General features: G+C 60.8%; 15 protein-coding genes. 5 read left to right on the forward strand and 10 right to left on the reverse strand.

Translation table 11 applies throughout. From position 1 onward, the window contains the following. Positions 1 to 7: 7 nt before the first annotated feature. Entirely contained in the window at positions 8 to 400 is a 393-nt protein-coding gene (locus ACF8R4_RS05370) for a protease inhibitor I42 family protein (protein WP_392491839.1), read from the forward strand. 6 nt (positions 401 to 406) lie between these two features. Here ACF8R4_RS05370 and ACF8R4_RS05375 read toward each other — a convergent pair whose 3' ends face one another. Then, positions 407 to 1342: an alpha-xenorhabdolysin family binary toxin subunit B gene (locus tag ACF8R4_RS05375; RefSeq protein ID WP_104833336.1), complete on the reverse strand. Its 936-nt coding sequence runs from the start codon at positions 1340 to 1342 to the stop codon at positions 407 to 409. Position 1343: 1 nt separating this feature from the next. Beyond that, on the reverse strand, positions 1344 to 2534 hold the full coding sequence (locus tag ACF8R4_RS05380) for an alpha-xenorhabdolysin family binary toxin subunit A (RefSeq protein ID WP_164525226.1): 1191 nt from the start codon (positions 2532 to 2534) through the stop codon (positions 1344 to 1346). Between the two features lie 210 nt (positions 2535 to 2744). Between ACF8R4_RS05380 and cmoA the strand changes: the two genes are divergently transcribed. Further along, positions 2745 to 3488, forward strand: coding sequence for a carboxy-S-adenosyl-L-methionine synthase CmoA (cmoA, locus tag ACF8R4_RS05385; protein ID WP_016713706.1), 744 nt, complete (start codon positions 2745 to 2747; stop codon positions 3486 to 3488). Continuing rightward, on the forward strand, positions 3485 to 4441 hold the full coding sequence (gene cmoB, locus ACF8R4_RS05390) for a tRNA 5-methoxyuridine(34)/uridine 5-oxyacetic acid(34) synthase CmoB (RefSeq protein WP_060497918.1): 957 nt from the start codon (positions 3485 to 3487) through the stop codon (positions 4439 to 4441). The genes cmoA and cmoB overlap by 4 nt, the downstream gene beginning before the upstream one ends. A 68-nt stretch (positions 4442 to 4509) precedes the next feature. On the opposite strand, the gene ACF8R4_RS05395 is transcribed toward cmoB, so the two are convergent. After that, positions 4510 to 4713, reverse strand: a complete 204-nt coding sequence (locus ACF8R4_RS05395) for a hypothetical protein (protein ID WP_009684756.1) — start codon at positions 4711 to 4713, stop codon at positions 4510 to 4512. 239 nt (positions 4714 to 4952) lie between these two features. On the opposite strand from ACF8R4_RS05395, the gene ACF8R4_RS05400 reads away from it, so the two are divergent. Beyond that, the gene (locus tag ACF8R4_RS05400) at positions 4953 to 5627 is read left to right on the forward strand and encodes a heavy metal response regulator transcription factor (protein WP_003258489.1); all 675 of its coding nucleotides are present in this window, start codon (positions 4953 to 4955) and stop codon (positions 5625 to 5627) included. Beyond that, positions 5624 to 7006: a heavy metal sensor histidine kinase gene (locus tag ACF8R4_RS05405; RefSeq protein ID WP_392491841.1), complete on the forward strand. Its 1383-nt coding sequence runs from the start codon at positions 5624 to 5626 to the stop codon at positions 7004 to 7006. Before ACF8R4_RS05400 ends, ACF8R4_RS05405 begins: the two co-directional genes overlap by 4 nt. Positions 7007 to 7132: 126 nt before the next feature. Here ACF8R4_RS05405 and pdxJ read toward each other — a convergent pair whose 3' ends face one another. The 7 genes from pdxJ to ACF8R4_RS05440 form a co-directional block, all read right to left on the reverse strand. After that, entirely contained in the window at positions 7133 to 7855 is a 723-nt protein-coding gene (gene pdxJ, locus ACF8R4_RS05410) for a pyridoxine 5'-phosphate synthase (protein WP_156867696.1), read from the reverse strand. Positions 7856 to 7916: 61 nt separating this feature from the next. Further along, a complete protein-coding gene (gene recO, locus ACF8R4_RS05415; protein ID WP_060497921.1) occupies positions 7917 to 8600 on the reverse strand; it encodes a DNA repair protein RecO in 684 nt (227 codons plus the stop codon). 72 nt (positions 8601 to 8672) lie between these two features. After that, positions 8673 to 9575 carry a GTPase Era gene (gene era, locus ACF8R4_RS05420; protein ID WP_016498176.1) on the reverse strand — a complete coding sequence of 301 codons (903 nt, stop codon included), beginning with the start codon at positions 9573 to 9575 and terminating at the stop codon, positions 8673 to 8675. Next, positions 9568 to 10257, reverse strand: coding sequence for a ribonuclease III (gene rnc / locus ACF8R4_RS05425; RefSeq protein WP_016713699.1), 690 nt, complete (start codon positions 10255 to 10257; stop codon positions 9568 to 9570). Before rnc ends, era begins: the two co-directional genes overlap by 8 nt. Before the next feature lie 163 nt (positions 10258 to 10420). Beyond that, positions 10421 to 11275, reverse strand: a complete 855-nt coding sequence (lepB, locus tag ACF8R4_RS05430; protein WP_060497922.1) for a signal peptidase I — start codon at positions 11273 to 11275, stop codon at positions 10421 to 10423. A gap of 5 nt (positions 11276 to 11280) precedes the next feature. After that, positions 11281 to 13080: a translation elongation factor 4 gene (lepA, locus tag ACF8R4_RS05435; RefSeq protein WP_025754588.1), complete on the reverse strand. Its 1800-nt coding sequence runs from the start codon at positions 13078 to 13080 to the stop codon at positions 11281 to 11283. A 181-nt stretch (positions 13081 to 13261) separates the two neighbouring features. Continuing rightward, a complete protein-coding gene (locus tag ACF8R4_RS05440; protein WP_392491890.1) occupies positions 13262 to 14665 on the reverse strand; it encodes a DegQ family serine endoprotease in 1404 nt (467 codons plus the stop codon). Positions 14666 to 14675 lie beyond the last annotated feature (10 nt).

Below are 14675 nucleotides of genomic sequence, written 5' to 3' on the forward strand. Positions count from 1 at the left end.
AGCCAACATGACCGCCCCTCGTCTGCTCGTTCCCCTGAGCTTCGCCCTGCTTTGTGCCTGCGCCCAGCACCCCGCACAGCCCGTCGAACTGGATGCCGAGAGTGAATGCCCAACCCGGCTGCAGGTAGGCCAGGCACTCACCCTGAGCTTGCCCAGCAACCCGTCCACCGGCTATCGCTGGCGTGTCGAAAACCCAGCCTCAAGCATCCTGCGCAGCCTCGGCCCGGAGGTGTACAGCGCCCCCGAAGAAGAAGACGTGGTCGGCAGCGCCGGTGTTTCCACCTGGCGCTTCCAGGCCAGCAACACCGGAGACGCCCAACTGGTGCTGGTCTACCAGCAGCCGTGGGCCACAGACGTCGTCCCGGTGCAAACCTTCGACTGCAAGATTATCGTCCGCTGAGCACGATCAGCTGCGGTCATACGCCATCTGCACGACCTTCAGGTAGTCACAGAGGTCTTTCAGCGCGACCGTGGCAGCATCCAGCCCCATCGTCGCGCTGAGCTTCGCAGCCTGCGCCTGCCACTCCAGTTCAACCTTGCGCAGTTCGTGCAACCACTCGTTCTTGAGCGGCTCAAGGCCGGACAAGGCCTTGAGTGCCTCCTGCTCATCCTGAGCAGTTTGCAGCGCTCGCTGTAGGTGCCGCTGGTCGCCCAGCGCTTCCTCTATTTTTGCATCAAGCCGGGTGCGAACCTTGCTCAAGTCACTGAACGTCTTGGCCCCCTCCAGTGCATCAGCATGCTTGGCTAACTTGCCAGTCACAGCCTTCAACAGGCTGGCATCGACCTTCGGGTCCGCGATCAACCCGATGAGCTGGTCAATTTCATCATCGCTCGGGATCAAGCCTTTCAGTGCGCTGGCAACGGACGGTCTTTCGAACAATTCGATAGCCTGGCCAATATCTGCCCGCTGCTGGCGCAACTGGGCCAATCGTTGATCGAAGGCTGACGCCTGGCTCTGGAGGCTGACGATTCGTTTGTCCAGTTCCGATAACGGCTCTACCAAAGCAGACAGGGTGAAAAGTTCCAACCGCAGATTCTGCCTGGATAACAGTGAATGAAGCTGGCTCAAACGGCTTAGCACACTGGCAAGCCGGTAATGGGTATCGGCCCCCAGTTTGCTCGGGATGAAATCGCGGTCTTCCAGCAAAACGATAGCGCCTATCAGGCTCTCCTTGAAGGCGCGTTCGACACCCAGCAACAATGTACGCAGCTCACCCAGCTGCTCACGCGCCCCGGGTAACACGTTCATGTCCCAGCTTTGTATCAGGTGGAATACCTGATCTTGCACGGTTTGCATTTGCACGAAATCCGGCAGGGCCGCATTAACGTTGGTCACGTCCATGTCAAACGTCCTCATATTCTTCAATCAATTCATTAAATAACTCAGACAATGTGTGGCAAATATTGCCTATCTTGCTCCACGGCTTGATAACCTCAGAGAAATCGTGCACAAACGATTCAAGTTGAGTGAGGGTGCTCAACTCTTTGGCTTCGTTCACGGAGTTATTGGCGTACGAGGCCAGAAACAGCCATACATCTGCCAGGCGCCGGGTCGCTGCCGACAGGTCCTTGCACCTGAACTGCAGGTCCCTGACCAATGTCGAGATACGCTCGAAGTCGTTCAGCGCGGGGGCCATCCTGCCCAGTGCATCCGCCAATTCTTCGCGCTTTTGGATCAACACGTTTTTTCTGGCCCGGATTTTTTCTGCCTTGTCACCGAATACACCGCCGGTGATGATCAGGCCAATCGGCCCCAGTAAGATGCCTGTGAACGCGTAGCCCACGTTGGCATCGTACTCGGACTTCAACTGGTCAATCTGTTCGTCCCATTGATCCAGCTGCCGCCGTTTCATCAGGATGTCTTTATGGGAAACCCTCTCGTCGAAGTGTTTCAACAACCGTACCATTCGCGGCTTCAGCTCGCGTTTGATCTCACTGTTGAACCAATTGGCACGTGCGTCGACATCATCAATTCGCCGGCGAGTGCCTTCAATTTCCTTGACCAGTTCGTTGATGCCAAGTGTCAGCACACTGGCGATCTGCGCTTGATCTTCTTCACTCAGTTCCGACGTATAAACATCATCGCCCTGCTCGGCCTGTCGCTGCTTGATTGCCACAAAGACATCACTGCTCTCAAGATGCGCAAGCAGGCTGCCGCCACGCTGTACCAGGCTTTCAGCGAACAGTTCAATTTCAGGGCCCAGTTGCTTGATGCTACGCTCCAGTATGTCCCATTCGTACACATGCCTGTGCAGTGCCTTATACAGGTCATGAACCATCGAGGCGTCAAGGCCGAGTGCCGCATAATCGACTTCGCGTTCGATTTCAGCTCGCGTGCGTGGCAACTGGTTTACAGTATTGGCGTATCGTTTGATGACCTTCAGATTATCAGCCGTCAATAAGCTGCCAACATGCTGGCCACCCTCAAGCCGGTTCTCGATGAACGTAAAATAACGTTCCGGCAACATCTTGACCTTGGACACCGGGTCCAGTTCATCTACGGTAACTTCTTCCCGCCTAGCATTGGCATTCATCACTTAACCCAATATCCTTTTTCAAATCCAGTAATCCTGCACTCGAAGTGTCCTTTTTCAACCGGCTTAATTCATTCATCTTGATAACTTAACGCTGTGGGAAAGTTCACTGCTCCCGGTCTGAACGCTCCGACCCTGAAGCATTGCCATGGCAAGATGCGCGGCCATTGGATAAAATGCGCCCCCGTTTCACCCTGTATCGAGCCTGCCGTGAGCAAACAACCCGACCGCCTCTTCTCCCAGCCCCTGGAGCAGGTGCCTGATTTCGTCTTCAACGAGGACGTGGTGCGTGTGTTCCCGGACATGATCAAGCGCTCGGTGCCCGGGTACCCGACCATCGTCGAGAACCTCGGCGTACTGGCCGCGCGCTTCGCCCAGCCAAATACCGCGCTGTACGACCTGGGCGCATCGCTGGGGGCAGTCACCCAGTCGCTGCGCCGCCATGTGCGCAGCGACGGCTGCCGGGTGATCGCAGTGGACAATTCCGCCGCCATGGTCGAGCGTTGCCGCCAGTACCTCACCGCCCAGGACTCGATGTTCCAGGAGCTGCTGCCGGTGCACGTGCTGGAGGCCGATATCCTTACCCTGCCTTTCGAGCCTGCCTCGGTAGTGGCGATGAACTTCACCCTGCAGTTCATCGCCCCCGACCAGCGTCTGGAACTGCTCGGCCGCATACGCCAGGCACTGCTGCCCGGTGGCGCGCTGATCCTCTCGGAAAAGCTGCGGTTCGCCGATGAGCAAGAGCAGGACCTGCTTAATGAACTGCACCTGGACTTCAAGCGGGCCAATGGCTACAGCGAACTGGAAATCGCCCAGAAGCGCAGCGCCATTGAAAACGTGATGCGCCCCGATACCCTCGAAGCTCACCAGCAGCGCCTGCGCGCCGCCGGTTTCTCGAAAGTGGTGCCCTGGTTCCAATGCCTTAACTTCGCCTCGTTGATAGCTCTGCCATGATCGATCTGTCCCCCCTCGTCCGCCGCCTGGCGGGCACGCCCCTGGCTTCCTGGTCGCAAGGCCTGCAAGCGCAACTGGAAGCCAAGCTGGAGAAAGGCCACGGTGACCTCGATCGCTGGCGTGGTGCGCTCGATGCCCTGCCCGCCCTGCAACCCAGCGATATCGACCTGGTCAACGGGCTGCGTCTGGACTGCGACTGCGACGACGCCACCCGTGCGCAAATGCGCCAGGCACTGATGGGCCTGTCGCCTTGGCGCAAAGGTCCGTTCGACCTGTTTGGCGTGCATGTGGACACCGAGTGGCATTCGGACTGGAAATGGTCACGCGTTGCGCCGCACCTGGACCTCAAAGGCAAGCGCGTGCTCGACGTGGGCTGCGGCAACGGCTACTACCAGTGGCGCATGCTCGGTGCCGGGGCCGACATGGTGATTGGCGTCGACCCCAACTGGCTGTTCTTCTGCCAGTTCCAGGCCGTGCAGCAATACCTGCCGGAGCTGCCGGCGTGGCATTTGCCGTTCGCCCTGGAGGACCTTCCCGCTAACCTGGAAGGTTTCGACACGGTGTTTTCCATGGGCGTGTTCTACCACCGCCGCTCCCCCATCGAACACTTGCTGGCGCTGAAAGACTGCCTGGTCAAAGGTGGCGAGCTAGTGCTGGAAACCCTGGTGATCGAAGGCGACGAAAACCAGGTACTGGTACCTGAAGACCGTTACGCGCAGATGCGCAACGTCTGGTACTTGCCATCGGTTCCGGCCCTGGAGCGCTGGTTGCGCCGTGCCGGTTTCAGCGATGTGCGTTGCGTCGATGTAAGCGTGACCAGCGTCGAGGAACAGCGCAGTACCGAGTGGATGCGCTACCAGTCGCTGGGTGACTTCCTCGACCCGAACGACCACAGCAAGACCATCGAAGGGCTGCCGGCCCCACGCCGCGCCACCCTGCTGGCGCGCAAATAAAAAAGGCGCCCGGTTGGGCGCCTGAATACACCTGCGCCGAGGAGCTGTCGCGCGCAGGTGCTGTTACCTCAGTCCTTGGCCACCTCACGGGCCTTCTCTTGTGCCTTGCGCTCGCGTTCGGCAACGGCTTGTTGCTTGTCGCCGTGCAGGCGCTGCTGGTCTTCGCGGAACGCTTGCCAGAATTGCCTGGAACGCTCCGCACCGCCCTCGGCGTAAACACTGGCGCTGCCCAGGGCAAGGGTGGCCAACAGCAGGTATTTGGTCAGGTTCATCGTGGTTGCCTCGTGATAACCGATCAGACACGGCCATCCTAGTGAGAGGTAGCTAACAGCAAGGTGAGGCGGGGATTACAGTCCTGCAATCTGCGCAGAACAGACAGCCAGATAACCGCAGCATTACAAATCCGTTATCTGCGCCGCGATTGCTTTCTCATGTCGTAACATCCCGCCACTTGACCCTGATGCCACTACAGGGTCGAGAATCGCCCCCTTTCATCACACCGAGCCCCTTCATGCGCCTACTGATCATCGAGGACGAACTGCGTACCGCCGACTACCTGCAACAGGGCCTGCGCGAAAACGGCTATGTGGTCGACTGCGCCCACACGGGCACCGACGGCCTGCACCTGGCCCGCCAGCAGCCGTACGACCTGGTCATCCTCGACGTCAACCTGCCAGAACTCGATGGCTGGACCGTGCTGCAGCGGCTGCGTGCCGAGTCGGCCACGCGCATCATGATGCTCACCGCTCACGGCCGCCTCGCCGACCGGGTCAAAGGCCTGGACCTGGGCGCCGATGACTACCTGCTCAAGCCCTTCGAGTTCCCCGAGTTGCTGGCCCGCATCCGCAGCCTGCTGCGGCGCAACGACCAGCAACTGCAGCCCAGCACCCTGCGCGTCGCCGACCTGGAGCTGGACCCTGGCCGCCACCGCGCCTACCGCGCCGGGCAACGCATCGACCTGACCGCCAAGGAGTTCGCGCTGCTCCACCTGCTGATGCGTCAGACCGGCGAAGTGTTGTCGCGCACACAGATCATCTCATTGGTCTGGGACATGAATTTCGACTGCGACACCAACGTGGTCGAGGTCTCGATCCGGCGCCTGCGGGCGAAGATAGACGACCCGTTCGACAACAAGCTCATCCACACCCTACGTGGCGTAGGCTATGTACTTGAGGCGCGCTTTTGAAAAACCCCAGCCTGTCGATGCGCCTGGGCCTGGGCGTCACACTGATGGGCGCCGCACTCGTGCTGCTGCTTGCCTGCCTGGCGGTGTTCGCGCTGGATCACGAACTGGACAACCGCGCACGCAAAGACCTGGCGCGCAAGATGCTGCAGGTCGAGCACAACCTGCGCGTTGACCTGCGCAGCGAGGACCTGGGCAGCCGCGCCCACCCCCTGCTCGACCTGGTAATGGGGCATGACAACCTCAGCCTCAGCGTAATGGCCCTAGAGGGCCGCCACCCGCACCTGCTCAGCCTCGGCCCGGCTTTGCAGTCGCAGGTGGGCGAATTGCACACCGATGCCCGTCTGAGCTTTCACGCCTGGCGCGACAGCAGCGGCAATCAGATCCTCACCGTGACCCGGCTGATGCGCCTGCGCGACAACACGCCGGTGAAGGTGATGATGTCGCTCAACCGCGCCGACGACAACGCCCTGCTGCAGGCTTACCTGCATTCCACTTTGCTCGCTCTGCCACTGCTGCTGGTCTTGATTGGTGCGGGCGCCTGGTGGCTGATGCAGCGCGGCCTGAAACCCCTGCGGCACTTCCGGCGCATTGCCGGGCAGGTATCGGCCCAGGACCTGCAGCATCGTTTGCCCGCCACTGGGTTGCCACAGGAGCTGGCAGAACTGGCCAGCAGTATCAACGTCATGCTCGATCGCCTCGATCAGGGCGTGAGCCAGTTGTCGCAGTTCTCCGACGATCTGGCCCATGAACTGCGCACCCCATTGAGCAACCTGATGGGCAAGGCGCAGGTGACCCTGGCCCGTGAGCGGGACAACGCCAACTACCGGGAAGTGCTGGAAGACAGCATCGAGGAACTGACGCGGCTCAACCGCATCATCAACGACATGCTGTTTCTCGCCCAGGTCAGCCAGCCTCAAGTGCAGATCGCGCTCAAGCCGATGGCAATGGCCGACGAGGCTGCAAGGGTGGTCGAGCTGTTTGCCTTCAGCGCCGAAGTGAAAGCCGTTGAGTTGCGGGTTCAGGGCTGGGGCACAGCGCTGGGTGACCGGTTGATGTTGCAGCGGGCGTTGTCGAACCTGCTGAGCAATGCGATACGGCATGGCCCTGAGGGTGAGCCCATCGAACTGCGTATCGAACGCTCTGGCAGCGAAGTACGGCTATCTGTGGAGAACCAGGGGCCTGGCATTGCTGCCGAGCACCACGCGCGGTTGTTCGAGCGGTTTTACCGGGTAGGATCGGGGCGCTCGCGGCTGGAGGGCGGGACCGGGTTGGGGTTGGCGATCGTAAAGTCGATCATGCAATTACATGGTGGGCGTGTTGAATTGATTAGCAGCCCCCCAGGGCCTACCCGCTTTACCCTGGTGTTCCCTGCCGAGTAATCAGCTGTCTGTACCGGCCTCTTCGCGGGCAAGCCCGCCCACAGGGACTCCACAGGCCTTGAGATTTGTGCAATACCTGTGGGAGCGGGCGTGCCCGCGAAGAGGCCGGTACAGGCGATCATCAAATCAGCGCGAAGCCGCCACGATCAGCGCCTTCATCTCGGCCACTGCGGCCTTGAAACCAACGAACAAGGCGTGCGCCACCAGCGCATGGCCAATGTTCAGCTCATTGATACCCTTGATCGCCGCCACCGCCTCAACGTTGTGGTAATGCAGCCCGTGACCGGCATTGACGATCAGTCCCTGCCCCACGCCAAAGGCCACGCCATCGACGATACGCTTGAGTTCCTCAGCCACTTCAGTCGGGGTTTCGGCATCGGCATAACGCCCGGTGTGCAGTTCGATGGCCGGTGCCCCCACGCGGCGTGAAGCCTCGATCTGCCGCTCGTCGGCATCGATGAACAGCGACACTTCGGCACCGGCGCGCGACAGGCGCTCCACGGCGGCCTTGATCCGCGCCTCTTGCCCGGCCACGTCCAGGCCCCCTTCGGTGGTCAGCTCCTGACGGGTTTCGGGGACCAGGCAAATGTGCGCCGGGCGGATCTTCTCGGCAAAGGCCATCATCTCTTCGGTGACGCCCATCTCGAAGTTCATGCGCGTCTGCAGCACATCCTTGAGCAGCACCACGTCACGCTCCTGGATGTGCCGGCGGTCTTCGCGCAGGTGCACGGTGATGCCATCGGCGCCCGCCTCTTCGGCGTCCAGGGCAGCCTTGACCGGATCAGGGTAACGCGTGCCCCGGGCCTGGCGCAGGGTCGCCACGTGGTCGATGTTTACGCCAAGAAGCATGCGGTTGCTGTGAGTCACGAAAGGCTCTCCTGAAAATTGAGCCCCACAGCATACGTCGTGATCAGCGCTTGCGAAACAGTTCCCGGCTGACCAGCGGTTTTGCGCCCAGGTGAACGGCCAATGCCTGGCGCATCAGGCGTTTGGCGGCGAGCAAGGCGCCTGGGGCGTTCCAGTCAGCTTCTGCCAGGGCCATGAGCTCGGTGCCGCGAAACAGGCCGGGTTGCACCAGCTCGACCCGCTCCAGACCGGCATCCACGCGCAAGCGGTAAAGGCCGTCAGCCACGATGGGGTGGTCGTTGACGTCATGGTTCAAGGAAAACGCATAACCAAGCTCGTCCAGCAGCCGCCATTCGAACGAACGCAGCAGCGGCTCCAGCGGGCGCCCGGCGGCCAAGGCTTGCAGGGTCAATGTGTAATGCTCGAACAGGGCCGGGAACGGCGCTTCAGCCGGCAGCAGGCGCATGAGCAGCTCGTTGAGGTACAAGCCGCTGAACAGGGCATCACCGTGTAGCCAGGCCGCAATCCCGGCGCTGTCCATGCGACCGACATTCTTCAGCTCGCCACGCCCGCGCAGCTCCACCTCAAGCGGCACGAACGGCCGCACCAGGCTGCCGCCCTTGCCGCGCGCACGGCGCAGTACAGCGCGCATGCGGCCCTGCGGGGTGAAGAAGTCTACCAGCGCGCTGGTTTCCTTGTAGGCACGGCTGTGCAGCACATAGGCTGGCTGGCCGACAGGTTGTTCCATGGGAGATCACTCGTTCCCTGTAGCCAGGAATAACCGCATAGTGGGGCTGCTGTGCAGCCCCAACAATATTGCTTACAGGTCGCCGTAACCCAGCGAACGCAGGGCGCGCTCGTCGTCGGACCAGCCGCCTTTCACCTTGACCCACAGGTTGAGCATGACCTTGGAGTCGAACAGCACTTCCATGTCCTTGCGCGCCTCAGAGCCGATGCGCTTGATGCGCTCGCCCTTGTCGCCAATGATGATCTTCTTCTGGCCATCACGTTCAACCAGGATCAGCGCGTGAATGTGCAGCACATGGCCCTGCTGCTTGAATTCTTCAATTTCCACGGTGATCTGGTACGGCAGCTCCGCACCCAGCTGGCGCATGATCTTTTCGCGCACCAGCTCGGCGGCCAGGAAACGGCTGCTGCGGTCAGTGATCTGGTCTTCCGGGAAGAAGTGATCGTTTTCAGGCAAGTGCTTGGCGATCTGTGCTTCCAGCGCCTCGAGGTTGTGCCCCTGCTGCGCAGAGATCGGCATCACCTCGGCGTTCGGCAGTTGCTCCTGCAGCCACTGCAGGTGCGGAATCAACTCGGCTTTCTCTTCCATGCGGTCGGTCTTGTTGACCGCGATGATCAGCGGGCCAGTCACGTACTGCACACGCTCCAGCACCAGTTGGTCCTCGTCGGTCCACTTGGTGCGGTCAACTACGAAAATCACCACGTCGACGTCCTTCAGGGCCGCCGAGGCGTTACGGTTCATGTAGCGGTTCAGGGCCTTGTCGTTGGCCTTGTGCATACCCGGGGTATCGACGTAGATCGCCTGCACGTCACCCTCGGTCTTGATGCCAAGCATGTTGTGGCGGGTGGTCTGCGGCTTGCGCGAAGTAATCGCCAGCTTCTGGCCGAGGATGTGGTTAAGCAGGGTCGACTTGCCGACGTTGGGGCGGCCGACAATGGCGACGTAGCCGCAGCGAGTCGGGTTGTTATCAGTCATTGCCATTCTCCACGCCCAGGGCGATCAGTGCAGACGCGGCAGCTACTTGCTCGGCAATACGCCGGCTAACGCCCTGACCACGGCTTTTGTTGTTCAGCAGCACCACTTCGCATTCGACGAAGAACGTGCGGCAGTGCGGTTCACCCTGGATATCCACCACTTCGTAGCGCGGCAGCTCACAGCTGCGCGATTGCAGAAACTCTTGCAGGCGGGTTTTCGGGTCCTTGTTGGTATCGACCAGGGTCAAGCCTTCGAACTCATCGGCAAGCCAGGCCAGGACGCGCTCCCGTGCGGTTTCCATATCGGCGTCCAAGTAGATGGCACCGATCAGTGCCTCCAGGGCGTCGGCCAGGATCGACTCGCGGCGAAAACCGCCGCTCTTGAGCTCACCCGAACCCAGGCGCAAGTATTCGCCCAGGTCGAAGCCACGGGCCAGCCGGGCCAGGGTTTCGCCCTTGACCAGCCGCGCACGCAGGCGCGACAGCTGGCCTTCACGGGCCTGCGGAAAACGCTCGAAAAGCGCTTCGCCGGCGACGAAGTTGAGAATGGCGTCACCGAGAAACTCCAGGCGCTCGTTGTTGCGCCCGGCATAGCTGCGATGGGTCAGCGCCAGGAGCATCTGGTCCTGGTTCTTGAAGGTATAACCGAGCTTTCGCTCCAGACGGGCAAGGGAAGCACTCATGCGGCCACCCGTTCGTTGTTCAACGCGTTGTTCAAATCAACATCCTGAAAGACTGTTTGGCTGTGGTTCGCCACGCGATGTGCGGCGAATCTCCCGATCCCTGAGAACACAGCCTATGTCAGAAATGCATTCGGCGCTGTCTGCTGGACAGCGCCGATGGGTATCAATGGATCAGGCCAACCCGCGACAGGTTGGGCAGGTGGCTGAGCTTGGGTTCTGGCCAGCTCATCCACACTGCAAAGGCCTTGCCGACGATGTTCTGGTCCGGAACCATGCCGTGCAGCTCCTTGGGAATGTTCGGGTCATCCCAGAAACGGCTGTCGTTGGAATTGTCGCGGTTGTCGCCCATCATGAAGTAATGGCCTGCCGGCACGGTCCATTGCTGATCCGGCGGCATGCGATAACGGCTCATTTCCTTGCGGATCAGGTGTTCGGCCTCACCGAGTTTTTCCTTGTACAGCTCGGCGCTGCCCAAGGTACCCGGCTCGGTGCCCACCAGTTGTTCGGCAATCGGCTGGCCGTTGACGAACAGCCGCTTGTCGTTGGTGTAGCGAACCACATCACCCGGCAAGCCAACCACACGCTTGATGTAGTTGACGTTCGGGTCGCTCGGGTAGCGGAACACCATTACATCACCGCGTTGCGGGTCACCGACCTCGATGACCTTCTTGTCGATCACCGGCAAACGAATGCCGTACGAGAACTTGTTCACCAGGATGAAATCGCCCACTTCCAGGGTCGGTTTCATCGACCCCGAAGGGATCTGGAACGGCTCGACCAGGAACGAGCGCAGCACCAGCACGATGAACAGCACCGGAAAGAACGACTTGCCGTACTCGACCAGCAGCGGTTCCTTGTTCAGGCGCTCGACCACCGCCATCTCGGGCTGGCTGACGCTGCCCTGGTAGTTGGCGATTGCTGCGCGCCGGCGCGGGGCCAGGAACAGCAGGTCGATCAAGCCCAGCAGACCGCAGACGAAGACGGCGATGACTAGCAACAGCGGGAAATTTAGCGACATAGGACCTAGCTATCCAACCTGAGCACGGCGAGGAAGGCTTCTTGTGGAATCTCCACGTTGCCCACCTGTTTCATGCGTTTCTTACCGGCCTTCTGCTTTTCCAGCAGTTTCTTCTTACGGCTGACGTCACCGCCATAGCACTTGGCCAGTACGTTCTTTCTGAGCGCCTTGACGGTTGTCCGCGCGATGATCTGGCCGCCGATAGCTGCCTGGATCGCCACGTCGAACATCTGCCGAGGGATCAGTTCCTTCATCTTTTCGGTCAACGCACGGCCTTTGTAGGCCGCGTTGTCGCGGTGCACGATCAATGCCAAAGCATCGACCTTGTCGCCGTTGATCAGTACATCCAGCTTGACCAGGTTGGCCGACTGGTAGCGGTCGAAATGATAGTCCAGCGAAGCATAGCCGCGGCTGGTGGACTTGAGACGGTCGAAGAAATCCAGTACCACTTCGTTCATCGGCATGTCGTAACGCACCTGAACCTGGCTGCCGAGGAACTGCATGTCGCGCTGCACACCACGCTTCTCGATGCACAGGGTGATGACATTACCGAGGTGCTCTTGCGGGACCAGAATGGTCGCGGTGACGATCGGCTCACGGAAGTCGGCCACAGCCGATACGTCTGGCAGCTTCGACGGGTTGTCGACAACGATGGTTTCGCCGGTTTTCAGTTCCAGCTCGTAGATCACGCTAGGTGCTGTGGTGATCAGGTCCAGGTCGTATTCGCGCTCCAGGCGCTCCTGGATGATCTCCATGTGCAGCATGCCAAGGAAGCCGCAACGGAAGCCGAAGCCCAAAGCGTCAGAGCTTTCCGGCATGTACTGCAGCGACGAGTCGTTCAGGGTCAGCTTCTGCAGGGCATCGCGGAAGTCTTCGAAGTCGTCGGAACTGACCGGGAACAGGCCGGCGTATACCTGCGGCTGGATCTTCTTGAAGCCTGGCAGCACTTCGACCTCAGGGGTCGAGGACAGGGTCAGGGTGTCACCCACAGGGGCACCGTGAATGTCCTTGATGCTGGCGATGATGAAGCCTACTTCGCCAGCTTTCAGGTCTGCGGTCTGGGTGTGTTTCGGCGTGAATACACCCACGCTGTCGACCAGGTGCACCTTGCCGGTGGACTTGACCAGGATCTTGTCACCCTTCTTGACGCGGCCCTGGCGCACGCGCACCAGCGAGACCACGCCCAGGTAGTTGTCGAACCAGGAATCGATGATCAGCGCTTGCAGCGGCGCATCGATCTCGCCCTCGGGTGCAGGAATGGAGTGCACCAGGCGCTCGAGCACCTCGTCCACGCCCATGCCGCTTTTGGCACTGCAGGCCACAGCGTCGGTAGCGTCGATGCCGATGATCTTCTCGATCTCGTCCTTGACGCGGTCCGGGTCGGCCTGGGGCAAGTCCATCTTGTTCAGCACCGGCATGACCTCCAGGCCCTGCTCGATGGCGGTGTAGCAGTTGGCCACGGACTGGGCCTCTACGCCCTGGCCGGCGTCGACGACCAGCAGCGCACCTTCACAGGCCGCCAGCGAGCGCGAGACTTCATAGGTGAAGTCAACGTGGCCGGGGGTGTCGATGAAGTTCAGCTGATAGGTCTTGCCGTCCTGCGCCTTGTAGTGAAGCGTGACGCTGTGGGCCTTGATGGTAATACCGCGTTCACGCTCCAGGTCCATGGAATCAAGCACCTGGGCTTCCATTTCGCGTGCCGACAGGCCACCGCACATCTGGATGAAACGGTCGGCCAGCGTCGACTTGCCATGGTCGATGTGGGCGATGATGGAGAAATTGCGGATATGACTCAAATCACTCACGGGTCAACACTCGAAAAGGCTGCGAGCCGGACGCCCGCCGAAAAATAGCCGGGAATTGTACCTCAAGCTGCCGGGATATGGGAGATTCCTCTGTCCGACTGTACACAGCAATCCACCGTCCAATTGTGAATAATCATGAAAAAGGGCAGCCGTAGCTGCCCTTTCTCCCTTGCCAGGCCGCTTATTCAGCGAGCTTGAAGGTGATGAAGCTGGCACGGCCCTGACGCAGCACGCGCATCGACACCGAACGGTTCTTCGGCAGCTCCTTGGCGATTTCGGTGAACTCTTTGGCCGAACCGATGGCCTGGTTGTTCAGGTGGCTGATGACATCACCCGGACGCAGGCCGATCAGCGCTGCCGGGCCATCCTGCACTTCCTTGATGACCACACCGCCTTTGAGCTCCAGGGATTTCTTCTGCTCGGCGGTCAGGTCGGCGACCGACACACCCAGACGGTTACTGCTGCGCTCTGCACTGCCATCGGCACCGGTGCCGGTGCCGATGTCGGCATCATCGTCCGGCAGCGCGCCGACGCTGATGTCCAGGGTCTGGCGCTTGCCGTTGCGGATGATTTCCAGCTTGGCCTTCTCACCATCCTTGAGGCCGCCGACCAGGTGTGGCAGGTCGGCCGACATGACGATTGGCTGGCCGTTCATGCTCAGGATCACGTCGCCCACCTGCAGGCCGCCCTTGGCTGCCGGGCCGTTTTCCAGCACCTGGGCCACCAGGGCACCGGCCGGTTTGTCCAGGCCGAAGGATTCCGCCAGGTCCTTGTTGACCTCCTGGATGACCACGCCCAGCCAACCGCGGCTGACCTTGCCGTCTTTCTTCAGCTGGTTGGACACATCGATCGCCACATCGATCGGGATGGCGAACGACAGGCCCATGAAGCCACCGGAGCGGGTGAAGATCTGCGAGTTGATACCCACCACTTCGCCCTTCATGTTGAACAGCGGGCCGCCGGAGTTACCCGGGTTGATGGCCACGTCAGTCTGGATGAACGGTACATAGGTGTCGTTTGGCAAGGTACGGCCCTTGGCGCTGACGATACCTTTGGTCACCGAATGGTCGAAGCCGAACGGCGAACCGATGGCCAATACCCATTCGCCCACCTTGAGCTTCTCGGAGTCACCCAACTTGACCGTCGGCAGGTTCTTGCCTTCGACCTTGAGCAGGGCCACGTCGGTGCGCGGGTCGGTGCCGACCAGCTTGGCCTGCAGCTCGCTGCGGTCCGAAAGACGGACGATGATCTCGTCGGCATCGGCCACCACATGGTTGTTGGTCAGCACGTAGCCATCGCTGGAAATGATGAAGCCCGAGCCCAGCGACTGCGCCTCGCGCTGGCGGTCACCACGCGGCGAACGCGGCTGCTGCGGCATGTTGCGCTCGAAGAACTCGCGGAACATCGGCGGCAGGCCTTCCAGGTCCGGCATCTGCCCGGCGGCGACGCGGTCGGGCAGCTTCTGCTTGGTACTGATGTTGACCACGGCCGGCGAGGCCTGCTCGACCAGGGTGGTGAAGTCCGGCAGGGCTTCCTCGGCCTGGGCGGTGAGCACCTGGCCAAGCATCAGCACGGCGGCGAACATCGTTAGGTAG

It is taken from the genome of Pseudomonas sp. FYR_2 (genome assembly GCF_043106425.1).
GTDB classification, from domain to species: Bacteria; Pseudomonadota; Gammaproteobacteria; order Pseudomonadales; family Pseudomonadaceae; genus Aquipseudomonas; species Aquipseudomonas monteilii.

Coding starts and splice junctions, on each gene's coding strand:
- era (WP_016498176.1), bottom strand. CDS start 9,575: ATGACTGATAACAACCCGACTCGCTGCGGCTACGTCGCCATTGTCGGC.
- cmoB (WP_060497918.1), top strand. CDS start 3,485: ATGATCGATCTGTCCCCCCTCGTCCGCCGCCTGGCGGGCACGCCCCTG.
- ACF8R4_RS05395 (WP_009684756.1), bottom strand. CDS start 4,713: ATGAACCTGACCAAATACCTGCTGTTGGCCACCCTTGCCCTGGGCAGC.
- ACF8R4_RS05380 (WP_164525226.1), bottom strand. CDS start 2,534: ATGAATGCCAATGCTAGGCGGGAAGAAGTTACCGTAGATGAACTGGAC.
- recO (WP_060497921.1), bottom strand. CDS start 8,600: ATGGAACAACCTGTCGGCCAGCCAGCCTATGTGCTGCACAGCCGTGCC.
- ACF8R4_RS05400 (WP_003258489.1), top strand. CDS start 4,953: ATGCGCCTACTGATCATCGAGGACGAACTGCGTACCGCCGACTACCTG.
- rnc (WP_016713699.1), bottom strand. CDS start 10,257: ATGAGTGCTTCCCTTGCCCGTCTGGAGCGAAAGCTCGGTTATACCTTC.
- ACF8R4_RS05370 (WP_392491839.1), top strand. CDS start 8: ATGACCGCCCCTCGTCTGCTCGTTCCCCTGAGCTTCGCCCTGCTTTGT.
- pdxJ (WP_156867696.1), bottom strand. CDS start 7,855: ATGCTTCTTGGCGTAAACATCGACCACGTGGCGACCCTGCGCCAGGCC.
- ACF8R4_RS05440 (WP_392491890.1), bottom strand. CDS start 14,665: ATGTTCGCCGCCGTGCTGATGCTTGGCCAGGTGCTCACCGCCCAGGCC.
- lepB (WP_060497922.1), bottom strand. CDS start 11,275: ATGTCGCTAAATTTCCCGCTGTTGCTAGTCATCGCCGTCTTCGTCTGC.
- ACF8R4_RS05375 (WP_104833336.1), bottom strand. CDS start 1,342: ATGGACGTGACCAACGTTAATGCGGCCCTGCCGGATTTCGTGCAAATG.